Genomic DNA, 16,264 nt, shown 5'->3' with positions numbered 1-16,264 from the left:
AGAGTGAAACCTTTACTTTATTCAAGTCAAATAGCAAAATAAGCTGTTTGGTAAAGTTAATTTTTAAGCAAAAAGCTTATTTTGCAAAAGTCTCATTTGTGAAAAGAAATAACCTTAGTAGATTAAATTTGATAAAATTGAAGTGAGGGATGTAGGTGGAAGAATTTGAAAGATTTATTGAAAAATTTAAAAATAAATCAGGAATTGATCTTAACTTTTATAAGCGAAAGCAAATGGAGCGACGAATTAGATCCTTTGCTCGGTCTAATGGGCAAGTTGATTTAGACCAGTTTTTTGATATTATTAATTCCCACAATGAAATATATAAGAAGTTTGTAAACCATTTAACAATTAATGTGTCAGAGTTTTTTCGCAATCCAGCCCAATGGGATACATTAATTAAAAAAGTTATCCCTGAGTTAATACAAAAAAATAAAAATTTAAAAATATGGAGTGCAGGGTGCTCAACAGGTGAAGAACCATATACCCTTGCTATTATTTTAGAAAGAGATTTTCCTACTCTTAAATACAGCATTCATGCTTCAGACTTAGACGACGAGGTTCTAAAAAAGGCGGAAATAGGTCTCTATGGTGACAAAGCTATAGTAAATGTAAATAAGAGTGATCTTCAAAAATATTTTACTAAGCAGGGTAACTTTTTTTCAGTTAATAGCTCATTGAAAAAAAATATTAAATTCTCTAAACAAAATCTACTAAAGGATTCCTTTGATAAAAACTTTGACTTAATTCTCTGTCGCAATGTAGTTATTTATTTTACCGAGGAATCCAAGTTTGAGTTATATAAACGTTTTTACCAATCTTTGCGACCTGGAGGAGTTTTTTTCACAGGAAATACAGAGCAAATATTTAATTCAAGAGACATAGGATTTCAATCAATTGCTGCATTCTTCTATCAGAAACCATATTAGTAGTTTAAATGAAAAGAGGTGTTAGTTTGTCAGAGCATATATTTGCTTTAGATATTGGCACTAGGAGTGTTGTTGGTCTAGTAGGTGAAAAAAGAGGAGATCTTAATAGCATAAAAGCTGTTGAAGCTATCGAACATCGCAATAGAGCTATGATAGATGGGCAAATTCATAACATTGAGCAGGTTGCTAAAGTCGTCAAAACTGTCAAGAGTAGACTAGAAAAAAAGACAAACATGAAGCTAAAAAAAGCTGCTGTTGCTGCTGCAGGTCGAGCACTAATAACTATATCTGCTTCTAATAAAGTCAACTTAAGTCAAATAACCCCTATCACTAATGCACAAATTTTAGACTTAGAAATTGAAGCAGTACAAAAAGCACAACAAGAAATTCACCACTCCTACAAATCTAATAACAGTTCTGATACATATCATTGTGTAGGATATAGTGTAAAGAAATACTACTTAGAGGATACTGAAATTGGAAGCCTTTTAGATCAACAGGGCAACTCCATGGGTGTTGAGGTGGTAGTCACCTTTTTACCCAGACTAGTTGTTGATTCTCTTTTTACTGTACTAAAAAAGTGTAATTTAGAGATGCATAGCCTTACTTTAGAGCCTATAGCAGCTAGTGAGCTAGTAATACCAGATAATATGCGCCAATTAAACATAGCTCTTGTGGACATTGGTGCAGGTACTTCAGACATAGCAATTACCCAAAAAGGGGCTATAAACGCATATGCTATGGTTCCAGTTGCGGGAGATGAAATTACAGAAGCCCTTTGCTCTGAGCTACTACTAGATTTTGATAATGGTGAAATGCTAAAGCGGAATCTTTATAAACAACAAGTATATTATAATGATGTTTTAGGACAACGAATAGAGGCAAATTCAAGAGAAATAATTGCTAAAATTGAGAGTACTATAGAAGACTTAGCAGATAAAATAGCCAAAGAAATTCTGAATATCAATGGGAAAAGTCCTCAAGCAGTATTCTGTATTGGGGGAGGTAGTATGTTACCAATACTGCCTAGTGTTTTAGCCAACAAGCTTGGTTTACCTTTAGAGAGAGTCGTTGTTAAAGGAAAAGATATTATAAATAATATAAAGAGTATACCTAATAAATTTAATGGTCCTGAACTAATGACTCCGATTGGAATATTTCTAAGTTCAAATAAACGTTCTGGGTTGATAAATGTTGAAGTCAATGGAAAGTTGGCTGGTTTTTTTAGTAATGGAGAAGCAACTGTTTTAGATGCACTGATTGGAGCAGGTATTTCACCCATGAAAATTCATGGGAAACCAGGACGCTCCTTAACAGTTACAGTAAACGGAAAATTAACAATACTAAAAGGGACAGTAGGTACTCCAGGAAAAATTTTTGTTAACGGTAAAGAAGCCAACACTAAAACTACTATTGATGAATACAGCAAAATCGATATTGTGGAAGGGCGTAATGGAATAGACAGGCAAGCTCAAGTAATCGATTTATTAGATAAAAACCAATGGCCCACAATTATACTTAATGGAGAAAAAGTTTCTCTTAAACCAGAAATAACAATCAACGGTGATAAAATCAACAATTTTATGTTAACATTAGAGGATAACAGTATAGTTAAAATAATATTTTTAGAAAATTTAGGTAACCTCTTGCAATACAAAGGCTATAGATTACAGCAATTTCCTATGGATAGTTGTACATTGCACTTAAATGGTACTAAAAGAGATATTAATATTTTGAGTGAAGTTGTTAAAGTTAATGAACAGCACTGCCCTTTAAATACTATTTTAGTAAATGGTGATCATGTGATTTTGGAAAGAAAAAAGTTAGTCAACACTGTTAGTGAACTTTTAGAATTTGTAGGAGCAAGTGTTTGGAATGATTTTTATATCATAGTAAACGGAAAAGAAGTTCCATTGCCTTATAAGTCGAAAATTTACAAAAACGGTAAAGAATCAAATACAAATGAAGTTATAGAAATTGGGGATAAAATTTCAATTGTCGGTAAAAATACTAATATGATTATGGCAGATGTATTAAGTCATCTTAATTATGCAAACCCACCTATGGGTGCGCAAACAAAACTTAATATGAAAGTAAATGGAGAACCAGCTCAGTTTACTACTAGACTACAACAGGGCGACAAAATTGAATTAAATTGGCAATAAAAAAACATAACTTTTTGTAAAAAACATATTGACGTAAATAGATTATTTAGTTATAATTGAACTTGTCGTTCGAAGTCGGGGCGTAGCGCAGTTTGGTAGCGCACCTGGTTTGGGACCAGGGGGCCGGGGGTTCAAATCCCTCCGCCCCGACCAGCGGCCCGTTGGTCAAGGGGTCTAAGACACCGCCCTTTCACGGCGGTAACACGGGTTCGAATCCCGTACGGGTCACCAAGGAGCTGTAGTGTAGCGGTTAACATGCCGGCCTGTCACGCCGGAGATCGCGGGTTCGATTCCCGTCAGCTCCGCCATATTAATAAGCCGACGTAGCTCAATTGGCAGAGCAGCTGACTTGTAATCAGCAGGTTGCGGGTTCGAGTCCCATCGTCGGCTCCATTTATTTAGGAGAGGTTCCCGAGTGGCCAAAGGGAGCAGACTGTAAATCTGCCGGCTCAGCCTTCGAAGGTTCGAATCCTTCCCTCTCCACCATAATACATATACAAAACAGTGGGGCGTCGCCAAGCGGTAAGGCACGGGACTTTGACTCCCGCATGCGTAGGTTCGAATCCTGCCGCCCCAGCCAATTAATGTAATTACAATACTCTCTGCTAAGTAGAGAGTATTTTTCTTTTAATGTCACAGCAGGAATTTATAGTAAATTTCACGAAATATAATTAATACTAATAGATAGTGGGAGGTAAAACCCTATGGGTATCAGAATAGTAACAGACAGCACAGCCTATCTAACTTCAAAGCAAATTAACGATTTTAATATACAAGTAGTACCCTTAGCCGTTATTTTAGAAAATGATAATTTTAGAGAGGGAACAACCTACAGCAACAGCGAGTTTTTCGATAAACTGCGAAACTCAACTGAGGCAGTTACCACAAGTCAACCTCCAGCAGGTGACTTTCTTAAGGTATATAAAGAGATCCACGAAGAGGGTGATGAAATAATATCTATTCATTTATCTTCTGAATTAAGTGGTGCCTTTAACAATGCTAAAAGTACGGCAACCCTCCTGCCAGAAGCTAAAATATCTATGTTTGATTCTAAATCTACTATATCAGGATTACAAGCAATGACAATTCACGCTGCCAAAGCAGCTAAAGCAGGTTATTCTAGAGCAGAAATCATTAAAATGTTAGAGCTAATGAGAGATAATGCTACAGTTCTTTTTTTAGTAGATACATTGGAATACCTAAAAAGGGGTGGCCGAATAGGTGGCGCTCAAGCACTTTTGGGCACTATTCTTCAGATTAAGCCTATTCTACATATTCATGAAGGTAAAATTGATGTATTTGAAAAAGTACGTACTAAACAAAAAGCTCTTTTTAGATTAAAAAGTGTATTTACTAAATTTATTGAAGAAAATGGTACAAAAGGCTTGTGGGTAACCATACCGCAAGTAGATACCCTGGAAGAAGCTAAAGAATTGAGAAATGAATTAAATGATCTGTACCCTGAGCTAGAAATTAATCTTCAAGATGTGGGGCCGGTTATTGGCGCTCACGTGGGGCCTGGATCTATTGGAATTTCTTTCGGAAAATTGCCCCCACTTTAAACATAACTAGCACATTAAGGTGGTTTTAATATGTTGCAAAAACGATACAGAAATTTAAGCAGGTATAAGGAAATCGGAAATATCTTAGTAAAACATGGCTTCGGCTATACCCTAGATACATTTGGCTTGTCCGATTTGTTTCCCAATAAGCAACGAACTGTATCTAAGGACAGCGAAAAAAAAATGCCTGTTAGAATTAAAAACGTCTTGCAAGACCTGGGGCCTACTTTTGTTAAATTCGGTCAAATTATGAGTACCCGGATGGATCTGTTGCCTCAAGAATACATAGAAGAACTGGAAAAGCTACAGGACGATGTTCCTGTTCTTCCCCAGGAACAAGTGCGAAGTGTATTAGAAAGTGAGCTTGGAGATAAAGTTGAAAATATATTTTTAGATTTCAAGTGGAAGCCTATTGCATCAGCCTCAATTGGGCAAGTTCATTGGGGAATGTTAGAGAATGGTTATCAGGTCGCTATAAAGGTTCAGCGCCCTGGAATGAAAGAGAAAATGGAATCAGACTTGGAAATTCTCTGGGATATTGTTCAACTTATAGATAAAAAAGCAGAATGGGCAAAAAATTATAATTTACTTGAAGTAGTAGACCAACTTTCTTATAGTTTACGAGCCGAAGTAGATTATTTATTAGAAGCTAGAAATATGGACCGCTTTACTGAGAACTTTAAAGACGATTCCACAGTAATTATTCCTAATGTAATTTGGGAATATACAACCAACAAAGTGTTAGTTATGGAATATATAGATAGTATTAAAATTTCCAAAATATCTAGTTCGGAACAGATAGGCAGTAATTCACCAGACATAATAGCCAATAGGTTAGTTCAATCCATGTTTCGTCAAGTATTTATTTTTGGTTTTTTTCACAGTGATCCACACCCAGGTAATCTAGGAGTGGTAGATAACAAGGTTGTTTTTATGGATTTTGGCCAAGTGGGGAAAATTGACGAATGGGCTCAAAGCAAGTATACGGATTTGCTGTTAGCTATGGTACGGCAGGATATTAATACTATGGTTAACATTTTATTGGACTTTGGTATAGCTAGTCGTAGTATAAATAAAAAAGATTTGAAAAATGATTTGAGCAAATTTAGAAGCAAATATTATCGTACAGCTTTAGAAGAAATTGAAATGAAACAAGTTTTAAACGATTTAGTTAACATAATAAATAAAAACCAACTCAAACTACCAGCCGATTTTGGCTTAATTATGAAAGCTATTATTACAGTTGAGGGTATAGTGAAAAATCTTAACTCTAATTTAAGTGTAGTAGAAATGGCTGAACCTATGACTAAGGATTTATTTAAAAAACGCTATAATGCCAAATATATTAGAAGGCAATTGGTTAATAGTGCTTATGACTTAACTCAATCTATGATTTCAATTCCTAGGCAACTGCAATCAGTCTTCACCTTGATAGAAGATGGTGAACTAAGGGTTAAGATTGAGCACAAAAAACTTGTACCCCTGCTAAAACAATTGAACATTATTTCCAACCGGATTGCTCTTAGTATAGTATTGGCTTCAATTATTATTGGTTCATCTCTTATAGCAAGAAGAACAGAAGATTCTTTTATCTTGCAAATTCTAATACCGGAAATAGGTTTTGTAGTGGCCTTTGTATTAGGGCTTTGGTTAATTATATCTATTCTGCGTTCAGGTCGATACTGAGCTAGACATGTACTTTTTTTTAAGTACATGTTTTTTTATTACCGTTTAAATTAAATAACTTCCTATTAGACAGAATTTTTGACTGTTTAATAAAAAAAAGTCTGTACTATTTTTAACAAGAGAAGGAAAAAAAAAGTTTCTGTAGAAGAAGTATTATAATCTAATTTATACAGATAATCCCAAGCAATAAAAATCACGTCTAACATTCAAATCGTTTACGTTTACACAACGTCATTCACAGAGTCATTTCAGAATTTAGTATTTTACCAAGCCTGCAAAATAAGCTTTCATAAAAATATAATCATTTCAAACTTAATTTTAAAAATCTCTTTTTGGAAAGTAGGTGAAAAATTAACGAAAAATTCAAGAAATTTAGCACCCTTATTTGAAGAGAAATTTAATTAAGGAGGTAGAAAAAATGCCTAGATTTAGAGATGTATCGCATACTTCTAAGCCATCAGATGCTCCTAGGGTACCAGATAGAAAACTTAGAGAGAGAACAGTGGACCCGGCAGCTCTGGAGGTTTTAAAGAAAGCTAAGGATTTAAATCTGAACACAGCATTTGATCGAGCAGTAGCTCAGCAACCTCACTGTAAGTTTGGTTATGAGGGAATTTGTTGTAGAGTTTGTGCTATGGGACCTTGTAGGATTAAGGATGGAGATGGCCCTGATAGCAAGGGGATATGTGGAGCTAATGCCTACACTATTGTGGCTAGAAACATAGTGCGCTTAGTGGCCAGTGGTACTTCTGCCCACTCTGAACACGGAAAACATCTGGCAAAAGTTTTACTCCACACTACTGATGGTGGAGCACCAGATTACAAGATTACAGATCCCGATAAATTAAAGCATGTTGCCAAGAGCATTGGCATAGAAGTTGAAGGGAAATCAGATGAAGAACTAGCTAAAGAGGTAGCAACAGAAGCCTTAAATGATTTCGGAAGACAAGACGACAAGCCTATTACTTGGATTAATAGCTTTCTCACTGAAGGGCGAAAGAAGAAGTTTATTGCTACTGATATTATGCCCTCTAGTATAGATGGAACAGTAACTAGCCTATTAGGTCAAACCCATATAGGTGTGGACGCTGATCCTGTAAACATAATATTTGGAGGATTAAAAACAGCATTAGCAGACATCAATGGATGCTCTCTTGCTACTGACTGTACAGATGTTCTCTTTGGCACACCAAAGCCAGTTGTTACAGAGGCTAACTTAGGTGTTCTAGAAAAAGATCAGGTAAATGTTATTGTTCACGGGCACAACCCACTATTAAGTCAAATGGTCGTTCAAGCTGCTAGAGATTTAGAGAGCGAAGCTAAGCAAGCAGGTGCTACTGGTATTGGGATTTCAGGTATTTGCTGTACTGGTAACGAAGTTCTAATGAGAGAGGGTGTCCCTCTAGCTACTAGTTTCGCTTCACAAGAGCTAGCTATAATGACTGGTGCAGTTGATACAATGGTTGTAGACGTACAATGTATTATGCCTGGGCTGAGAGCAGCTAGTGAGTGTTTTGATACAAAGCTAGTTACCACAATGCCTACGAGTAAGATTCCAGGATCCTATCATTATGCCTTTGATGAGAAAAATGCAGTGGAATCTGCAAAGGCAATTGTTAGACTTGCAATAGATACTTTTAAAGAACGAAAAGGAAAAGAAGTAGATATACCTCAAATCAAGAACAAAGTTACTGCTGGATTTAGTTTAGAGGCAATGAAGGAGATCTTTGGATATATCAATCCAGATAACCCAATCAAAGTGCTTGCTGATGCATTAGAAAGTGGCGAAATTAAGGGTATAGCATATCTGATTGGCTGTAACAACCTTAAGGGAATTCAGGATGACAATCACCTTAAGATTGCCAAAGAATTAGTTGCCAATGATATATTTGTAATCTGTGGTGGTTGTGCTGCCCAAGCATACGCTAAAGAAGGATTACTCACATCTGAAGCAGTAGATCAGTATGCAGGTGAAGGCTTAAAAGCATTCATAAACAAACTGAATGATGCTGCTGGAGACAAATTAAAAGAAAAGCTTCCATTAATGTTCCATACAGGTTCTTGTGTAGACTATTCAAGAGGAGCTCGGTTGGCCAATGAACTAGCTAATGAAATGAACATAGATGTACCAAAGCTTCCATTTGCAGTTTCTGCCCCTGAAGCTATGAGTGAAAAGGCAGTTGCTATTGGTTGCTACTGGTTAGCATTAGGTGTTCCTGTACACGTAGGTGTATTACCACCAATTGAAGGAAGTAAACTAGTTTATGGTGTAGCAACTCAGATTGCTTCTGATGTATTTGGCGGTTACTTCATGTTTGAGACTGATGGAGCAGTTGCTGCTACTAAGCTGTTAAGTAGCCTTGAGTACAGGGCTTGGAAATTGAGAGTCCACAAAGAAGCTAAAGAGAAGTATGAAACTGATTTATGTCAAGGCTACTAAAAGTATAATCTCGAAAGGGGGAGACTAAGATAATGTCTAACTTTGATCAGATTTACGAAGACGTGATTGTTGAAGGCAAAGAACCTAAAAAGCTATTTCAGCAAGTTTATAACGGCGCAATAACAGCCACTAGCTATGCTGAAATACTGTTAAATAAAGCTATTTTGGAGTACGGTGCGGACCAAGAGATAAACTATCCTGATACAGCTTACTATTTACCAGTTATCAGATCACTTAGTGGTGAAGAGGTTACAAAATTGGGGCAATTACCACCAATTTTGAACAGAATGAGGGGACAAATTTACGAAAAGTTAACTTTCGAAAACTCTTTACTAGCTGGAGAATCTGTTTTATATGCAGCAGAAATTATTGAAATTGTGAAATACCTGCGAGAAGATTCCATGCCAGTAGAACCATGGACTGGTTTCTTGGGTGACCCAGTAATAAGAAAGTACGGAATTAAAATGGTTGACTGGACTATTCCAGGAGTTGCCGTAGTAGTTGGTAGAGCCAGAACTAATGCGGACGCGAAAAAGATTATCGAGAAGTTAATGGGTAAAGGGTTAATGCTCTTTCTTTGTGATGAAATAATTGAACAGCTTCTAGAAGAAAACGTAAAGCTAGGAGTTGACTACATTGCATTTCCATTAGGAAACTTTACTCAGATAATCCACGCAGTAAACTTTGCGCTTAGAGCTGGAATGGCCTTTGGGGGTATTGCCCCAGGGGAAAGAGATTTGCATAGAGATTATCAATATAGAAGAGTATTGGCATTTGTACTGCAGTTAGGAGAAAGAGACGAAGTAAAAGTCTCTGCTTCCTTGGGAGCTGCATTCTTAGGGTTCCCAACACTGACAGACCAGCCACTTGATGAAGACGAGCAAATTAAAGATTGGTATATAAGCGAACCAAACTACGATGAAATGATTCAAACAGCATTTGAAATTAGAGGTATTAAGAGCACTGCTATTGATATTGATATTCCTATCAATCACGGTCCTGCCTTTGAAGGTGAGACTATCCGTAAGAAAGATACTTATATTGAGTTTGGCGGCGGTAAGTCTACTGCTTTTGAATTAGTGCGAATGGTTTCACAAGATCAAATTGAGGACGGCAAGGTAACAGTTGTGGGACCTGAGGTTGATGAGGTAAATGAAGGGGATAGGTTGCCATTAGGGATTGTGGTAGATATCTTTGGCAGAAAAATGGAAGAGGATTTTGAGGGTGTACTTGAGCGAAGAATTCACTATTTCACAAATTACGGTGAAGGACTATGGCACGTTGCCCAGAGAGACCTTTGCTGGGTAAGAATAAGTAAGGAAGCCATTGCAAAGGGCATGAAAATTGCCCACATTGGCGAATTGCTCTTGGCCAAGTTTAAGCAAGAATTCCCAGCAATTGTAGACCGAGTACAGGTAACTCTTTATACAGACCAAGCTGAGGTAGATAAGCATCTTAAGGAAGCTAGAAGCTACTATACTAAGAGAGATGACAGATTGAGAGGCTTAACTGATGAAGCAGTAGACACATTCTACTCATGTCTATTGTGTCAGTCCTTTGCTCCAAACCACGTATGTATAGTTTCTCCTGAGCGGGTTGGACTATGTGGAGCTGTTAGCTGGCTCGATGCGAAAGCGTCCTTTGAAATTAATCCAACAGGTCCAAATCAGCCAATTGTTAAAGGGGAAGCCATTGATGAAGAAAAAGGTATGTGGAAGAGCGTCAATGAGTACTACTATACTTCATCAAACCGGAACTTAGAAGAAGTTAACATGTATACTATGATGGATCGACCTATGACTTCTTGTGGTTGTTTTGAGGCAATCATGGCCATTGTGCCAGAAGCCAATGGCATCATGATTACCACTAGAGAGCATAGCGGCATGACCCCATGTGGAATGAGCTTCTCAACTCTAGCAGGATCTGTAGGTGGGGGAATGCAGACTCCTGGTTTCATGGGAATTGGTAGAACATATGTAGCAAGTCGTAAGTTCATTCCTGCGGATGGCGGTCTAGCAAGAATTGTTTGGATGCCTAAGGAACTGAAAGAAAGCATAAAAGAAGACTTGCTTCAAAGATTTAAGGATGAGGGGCTGGGAGAAGAATTCTATGATAAAATTGCCGATGAAACAATTGGCACCACAGCTGACGAAATCCTTCCATTCTTAGAGGAAAAGCAGCATCCTGCACTGACAATGGATCCAATGATGTAATTTATATCATCAACTCTGTCACTAGCTTTTATCGCTAGTGACAGAGCTTTACAATTATAGACTATTACAGAAAGGGGTTAGAGTTATGGGTTTAACAGGTCTGGAAATTTACAAGCAATTACCTAAGAAAAACTGTGGAGAATGTGGGCCTCCAACTTGTCTAGCATTTGCTATGGCACTAGCTTCAGGCAAGGCATCTCTTGATTCATGCCCGTATGTTTCTGATGAAGCCAAAGAAAATTTAGATGCAGCTTCAGCACCACCAATTAAATTAGTAAAAGTAGGAACAGGGGATGCAGAAATTGAGTTAGGTGATGAGACAGAGTTATTTAGACACGATAAAACTTTTTATCATCCAACGGGTGTCGGATTTTTAGTATCTGATAAATTAAGTACTGATGAGATTAATGCTAAAGTTGAGGAAATTAATTCTCTAGAATTTGAAAGAGTTGGTTTGGAATACAAAGTAGATTTTGTAGTAGTAAAGTGTGACTCAGGTGACGCTGGTACATATAAGGCTGCTGTAGAGGCAGTGGTAGCTAAGTCAAAGCAAGCATTTATTCTATACTGTGAAGATGCGGGAATTCTAGAGCAGGCATTAGCTGTAGTAGCAGATAAAAAGCCATTAATTTATCCAGCTACTGAAAATAACCATGAGGCTATGACGAAGCTTGCTAAAGATAACTCTGTACCTCTAGGTGTCAAGGGTAATGATTTGAATTCACTAGCTGAATTAGTTCAAAAAATATCTAAAGAATATAAAGAATTAGTAATCGACAGCGGAAATAGAGAAACAAGTCAAACTTTAGAAGATCTTGTACAAATGCGCAGACAAGCAATTAAGAAAAAATTCAGACCATTTGGCTATCCAATCATGGTGTTTGCAACAGAAGGAGATAGCTTAGATCAAGCTCTTCAAGCGCAAGTATACGTGTCAAAGTATGCCAGCATTACAGTGATTGACACTACAAATCGCGCTGATGTGTTAGCTCTGCTAACTTGGAGACAGAATATTTACACTGACCCACAGAAACCTATCCAAGTAGAAGAGAAGGTTTACGAAGTAGGTGAAGTTACACCAGATTCGCCTGTATACTTAACTACAAACTTCTCATTGACCTATTACAGTGTGGAAGGTGAAGTGGAGGCAAGTAAAATACCAAGCTACATTATCCCAATCGATACAGACGGAACTTCCGTTTTAACTGCTTGGGCTGCAGGTAAGTATGAGGGAGATAAAATTTCTGAGACTCTCAAACGGTTAGGTATTGAAGAAAAGGTAAATCACCGCAATATTGTTATACCTGGATATGTAGCTGTAATAAGCGGTAAATTAAACGAGGCATCTGGTTGGAATGTAATAGTAGGACCTAGAGAAGCTTCAGGTATTCCCGCTTTTGCAAAAAGTCAATTTTCGTAAAGGGTGATCAATTGTGACAGTCCACAGGGTGCGTTTTTTACCAGATGACAAAGTTATTGAAGTACCAACCGGAACAGATATTTTAAAAGCAGCAGATACAGCTGAAATTAAAATCAAGAGTACTTGTGGAGGAGATGGCAGTTGTGGACGTTGTGCAGTTCAAATAACTGAAGGCAATGTGGAAATACGAGATAAAGGGAATATTTCCCGAAAACATCAGGTAGCTGGTTACGTCTTAGCCTGTAAAACGACAGTAAACAGTCCGATAACTGTTACCATTCCTGAAGAAAGCAGAGTAGAAGAAAGCCAACAAGTGCTTATAGAAGATGAAGACTTAGTAGTTGTAGAGGCTGGAAATAAAAAAGTCAATGGATACGACTTTTCACCTTTGTTTAAAACAGTCACCATTGAGTTAGAAGAGCCTACATTGACTGAAAATTCCAGTGATTTACACAGGTTAATTGCTGAGTTCAAAAGAAAGATCGGATATGACAATGTGAGAGTTAATTTAACAGTCTTAAAAGATCTCAATTCTGTTTTGCGCGACGGTAATTGGCAAGTTTCAGTAAGCTATATAGACTTTGGGGATAGAGCCGAAATTATTGATATTTTCCAAAGAGTTGATAATGACTTTATAGGCCTAGCCATTGACATCGGTACTACTACTGTTGTAGTAAATGCAATAAGCCTAGAGACTGGTGAAACTATAGCTTCTGCTGGAAGTTATAATAAGCAGACTAGGTATGGGGATGATGTAATTACTAGAATAGTATACGCAAGTGATACAGAAGGTGGACTAGAAGCGCTTCAAAAATCAGTAATTGACACCGTCAACCAGTTGATTACTGAAATTAAGGAGAAAAAGTACTTAGATGATAGATCGATTATAGGGGCTACAGTAGCTGGAAATACGGTAATGACGCATCTGTTTTTAGGCGCTAATCCTAAAAATATTAGACTAGAACCGTATATCCCAATGTTTTCTGATGTTCCACCTTTTAAAGCAAAAGATTTAGGCCTAGTTATCAACCCGGAGGGTTATGTTTACAATTTTCCTTCCGTTGCAAGTTATGTTGGCGGAGACATTGTTTCTGGAGCGTTGGCCGTTAATCTTCACAAATCTGAGGAGATAATACTTTTTATTGACATCGGAACAAACGGTGAAATGATTCTAGGTAATAGGGAATGGATGGTTTGTTGTGCTTGCTCTGCTGGTCCCGCTTTTGAGGGGGGAGGGATTACGCACGGAGTACGCGCAATGACAGGAGCTATTGAAAAAGTAGAGATAGACCCACAAACCTTTGAAGTTGAGCTCACTACTATTGGGTCTAAAAAACCTATTGGAATCTGCGGCTCTGGACTGATCGATTGCCTCGCTAAACTAAGAGAGGTAGGGATAATAGACAGGGCTGGTAAGTTCCAAAGTGATACTAGTAGTAATCGCTTGCGAAAAACAGAAGATGATGTGGAGTTTGTTTTAGCGTGGCGAAAAGATTCAGGTCTTGACTCTGATATCGTTATTACCGAGAGCGATATAAAGAACGTGATTAGATCAAAGGGAGCTATCTACTCAGGTATTAGAACTATGCTTAAGATGATGGAGTTAGATGAAACTATTTTGTCTAAAATTATTATTGCAGGGGGATTTGGCAACTATTTAAACATTCAAGACGCAATAAAGATTGGTCTTTTGCCAGACCTACCCATTGAAAAATATGAGTTCATCGGCAATAGCTCCGTTAAAGGTGCTAAGGTAGGTTTGCTGTCACTAAATGCTTGGCGAGAAGCAGAAGAGATTATAGGGAAATCTATGACTTACTTGGAGCTGTCGGTAGGAAATGTCTTTATGGATGAATTCGTATCAGCGCTATTTTTACCCCATACAGATTTAAGTCAGTTTCCATCTGTTGTAAATTAATTTTGCATGGAGAGGAGAGAAGATTATGGCTGTCAACCTAGTAAAAGAAAAGTATAGTAGTAAAGTTGGAGAGTTAGTTTTAGGTGCAACAAAAGAAGAAGGTGGTACTAGGTCTCATACAGTCACTGTAGGTGGAGATGCTACTTTACCATTCTTACATTTTGAAGGTGAGGTAAAAAACAGACCTATAGTGGCGTTAGAAGTACAAGATATTGTTCCAGCTTGGAATGATGTATTAAAGAAACCCTTTGAAGGGGTTATGGATAAGCCTGGTGATTGGGCTAAAAAATGTGTAGAATATGGTGCTGATGTAATTTATCTTAAGTTAGATGGAGCTCACCCAGATAGAGGCGACAAATCTAAAGAGGACTGCGTAGCTGTGGTTAAGGAAGTCCTAGAAGCTGTAGGTGTTCCCCTAATAGTAGTTGGCTGTGGCGTGGAGGAAAAGGATAATGATGTGCTCACTGCAATAGCTGAAGCTACAACTGGGGAAAACTTATTAATCGGACTTGCTGAAGAGGAAAACTATAAGTCACTAACAGCTGCGTGTATGGTACATAAGCACTCAATTATTGCCAGATCACCATTGGATATTAATATTTGTAAGCAGTTGAATATTTTAATCAACGAAATGAACCTGCCACTAAATAGGATTGCCATTGACCCGATGATTGGAGGTTTGGGCTATGGTATCGAGTACGCTTACTCTATTATGGAGCGAGCGAGATTAGGTTCACTGCAAAATGACAAAATGTTAGCAATGCCAATGATTTGTACAGTTGGGTATGAAGCATGGAGAGCAAAGGAAGCAAATGCAAGTGAAGAAGAATTCCCTCAGTGGGGGGATTTAGAAACTAGAGGAATAGCGTGGGAGGCTATGACAGCGGCTTCGTTGTTACAAGCCGGAGCTAGTATTTTATTGTTGAGACACCCAGAATCGTTAGCAAAAGTTAAGAAGAATATTGATGAGCTAATGAATAAGTAAAAATTTATGAGGGGGTAATTTGATGATTATTATTGGTGAAAGAATTAATGGAATGTTTAAGGACATTGGCAAGGCTGTTCAAGAACGGGATCCTAAGCCTTTACAAGAGTGGGCTAAGAAGCAAGAAGAGGGTGGCGCTCATTACTTAGACATTAATACTGGCCCAAGTGCTGATAATCGTGTAGAAGCAATGAAGTGGATGGTTGAAGTAGTTCAAGAAGTAAGTGATACTCCACTTTGTTTAGACTCCACTGATTTCGATGCTATCGAAGCGGGTTTAGAAATATGTAAAAAGCCAGCAATGATAAACTCATGTCCAGCTGAAAGACCAAAGATTGAGCGAGTATTCCCAATGGCTGTAAAGCACAATGCTGCTCTAATTGGGTTGACCATGAACGAAAAGGGTATACCCAAAGATGCGGAAAATAGATTAGCTTTTGCTATGGAATTAGTAGCAGCTGCTGATGAGTTTGGATTACCTATGGAAGACCTATATATTGATCCATTGATTTTACCAGTTAATGTAGCTCAAGATCACTCCCCTGAAGTACTAGAGACAATTAGACAGATTAAAATGCTAGCAAATCCCGCGCCTAGAACTGTGCTAGGACTTAGTAATGTCTCCCAAAAAGCTCCTGATCGTTCTTTAATTAATAAAACTTACATGGCTATGGCTATGACAGCTGGTTTAGATGCTGCTATAGTAGATGCAAATGACGATGACCTAATAGAGGCTGCAGCTACGGCAGATATCTTACTAAACAAAAACGTTTACTGTGACTCATACGTAAAAGTATTTAAAAGCAGATAAAACAATAGTAGAAAGAGCGAGTGTTAAGATGCACTCGCTCTTTTTATGTGTGCCCGGCACGGGCGGTAACTTGGCGGTGAAAGTCCGCTGTGGGCTTGGTAGTGGGAACCACTAGCCAATGACAAGGGTGTCCAT

10 protein-coding genes and 6 tRNA genes are annotated in these 16,264 nt (G+C 37.8%); all 16 read left to right on the top strand.

The window, feature by feature from the left end; all coding sequences use genetic code 11:
* Nucleotides 1–155: 155 nt before the first annotated feature.
* The 16 genes from GGQ84_RS14110 (at nt 156) to GGQ84_RS14035 (ending at nt 16,129) form a co-directional block, all read left to right on the top strand.
* Nucleotides 156–929, top strand: a complete 774-nt coding sequence (locus GGQ84_RS14110) for a CheR family methyltransferase (protein ID WP_429163449.1) — start codon at nt 156–158, stop codon at nt 927–929.
* A 26-nt stretch (nt 930–955) separates the two neighbouring features.
* Nucleotides 956–3,094: a cell division FtsA domain-containing protein gene (locus GGQ84_RS14105; protein WP_429163448.1), complete on the top strand. Its 2,139-nt coding sequence runs from the start codon at nt 956–958 to the stop codon at nt 3,092–3,094.
* Nucleotides 3,095–3,170: 76 nt separating this feature from the next.
* Nucleotides 3,171–3,247 (top strand) — tRNA-Pro (locus GGQ84_RS14100).
* A 2-nt stretch (nt 3,248–3,249) separates the two neighbouring features.
* Nucleotides 3,250–3,325, top strand: a tRNA-Glu gene (locus GGQ84_RS14095).
* A gap of 1 nt (nt 3,326) precedes the next feature.
* Nucleotides 3,327–3,402 (top strand) — tRNA-Asp (locus GGQ84_RS14090).
* A gap of 9 nt (nt 3,403–3,411) precedes the next feature.
* Nucleotides 3,412–3,487: transfer RNA gene (locus GGQ84_RS14085), tRNA-Thr, on the top strand.
* An 8-nt stretch (nt 3,488–3,495) separates the two neighbouring features.
* A tRNA-Tyr gene (locus GGQ84_RS14080) sits at nt 3,496–3,580 on the top strand.
* A 19-nt stretch (nt 3,581–3,599) separates the two neighbouring features.
* Nucleotides 3,600–3,674 (top strand) — tRNA-Gln (locus tag GGQ84_RS14075).
* A 124-nt stretch (nt 3,675–3,798) separates the two neighbouring features.
* Nucleotides 3,799–4,656, top strand: coding sequence for a DegV family protein (locus GGQ84_RS14070; RefSeq protein WP_429163447.1), 858 nt, complete (start codon nt 3,799–3,801; stop codon nt 4,654–4,656).
* A 30-nt stretch (nt 4,657–4,686) separates the two neighbouring features.
* The gene (locus GGQ84_RS14065; RefSeq protein ID WP_429163446.1) at nt 4,687–6,342 is read left to right on the top strand and encodes an ABC1 kinase family protein; all 1,656 of its coding nucleotides are present in this window, start codon (nt 4,687–4,689) and stop codon (nt 6,340–6,342) included.
* A 418-nt stretch (nt 6,343–6,760) separates the two neighbouring features.
* Complete coding sequence (gene cooS / locus GGQ84_RS14060; protein WP_429163445.1) at nt 6,761–8,782, top strand: anaerobic carbon-monoxide dehydrogenase catalytic subunit; 2,022 nt, start codon at nt 6,761–6,763, stop codon at nt 8,780–8,782.
* A 32-nt stretch (nt 8,783–8,814) separates the two neighbouring features.
* Entirely contained in the window at nt 8,815–10,995 is a 2,181-nt protein-coding gene (gene acsB / locus GGQ84_RS14055; protein ID WP_429163444.1) for an acetyl-CoA decarbonylase/synthase complex subunit alpha/beta, read from the top strand.
* An 85-nt stretch (nt 10,996–11,080) separates the two neighbouring features.
* Nucleotides 11,081–12,415 carry an acetyl-CoA decarbonylase/synthase complex subunit gamma gene (acsC, locus tag GGQ84_RS14050; RefSeq protein WP_429163443.1) on the top strand — a complete coding sequence of 445 codons (1,335 nt, stop codon included), beginning with the start codon at nt 11,081–11,083 and terminating at the stop codon, nt 12,413–12,415.
* 13 nt (nt 12,416–12,428) lie between these two features.
* Nucleotides 12,429–14,333: an ASKHA domain-containing protein gene (locus GGQ84_RS14045; protein WP_429163442.1), complete on the top strand. Its 1,905-nt coding sequence runs from the start codon at nt 12,429–12,431 to the stop codon at nt 14,331–14,333.
* A gap of 25 nt (nt 14,334–14,358) precedes the next feature.
* On the top strand, nt 14,359–15,318 hold the full coding sequence (locus GGQ84_RS14040; RefSeq protein WP_429163441.1) for an acetyl-CoA decarbonylase/synthase complex subunit delta: 960 nt from the start codon (nt 14,359–14,361) through the stop codon (nt 15,316–15,318).
* Between the two features lie 22 nt (nt 15,319–15,340).
* Nucleotides 15,341–16,129, top strand: coding sequence for a methyltetrahydrofolate cobalamin methyltransferase (locus tag GGQ84_RS14035; RefSeq protein WP_429163440.1), 789 nt, complete (start codon nt 15,341–15,343; stop codon nt 16,127–16,129).
* Nucleotides 16,130–16,264 lie beyond the last annotated feature (135 nt).

This window comes from Desulfitispora alkaliphila, assembly GCF_050433185.1.
Taxonomy (GTDB): Bacteria; Bacillota; Desulfitisporia; order Desulfitisporales; family Desulfitisporaceae; genus Desulfitispora; species Desulfitispora alkaliphila.
Note: the sequence above shows the minus strand (reverse complement) of the source record. Positions and strands in the feature narration are given on the sequence as shown.

Bases quoted from the DNA above. Each gene is read 5' to 3' on its own strand.
- GGQ84_RS14040 (WP_429163441.1), top strand. From the start codon at position 14,359: ATGGCTGTCAACCTAGTAAAAGAAAAGTATAGTAGTAAAGTTGGAGAG.
- cooS (WP_429163445.1), top strand. From the start codon at position 6,761: ATGCCTAGATTTAGAGATGTATCGCATACTTCTAAGCCATCAGATGCT.
- GGQ84_RS14070 (WP_429163447.1), top strand. From the start codon at position 3,799: ATGGGTATCAGAATAGTAACAGACAGCACAGCCTATCTAACTTCAAAG.
- acsB (WP_429163444.1), top strand. From the start codon at position 8,815: ATGTCTAACTTTGATCAGATTTACGAAGACGTGATTGTTGAAGGCAAA.
- acsC (WP_429163443.1), top strand. From the start codon at position 11,081: ATGGGTTTAACAGGTCTGGAAATTTACAAGCAATTACCTAAGAAAAAC.
- GGQ84_RS14065 (WP_429163446.1), top strand. From the start codon at position 4,687: ATGTTGCAAAAACGATACAGAAATTTAAGCAGGTATAAGGAAATCGGA.
- GGQ84_RS14035 (WP_429163440.1), top strand. From the start codon at position 15,341: ATGATTATTATTGGTGAAAGAATTAATGGAATGTTTAAGGACATTGGC.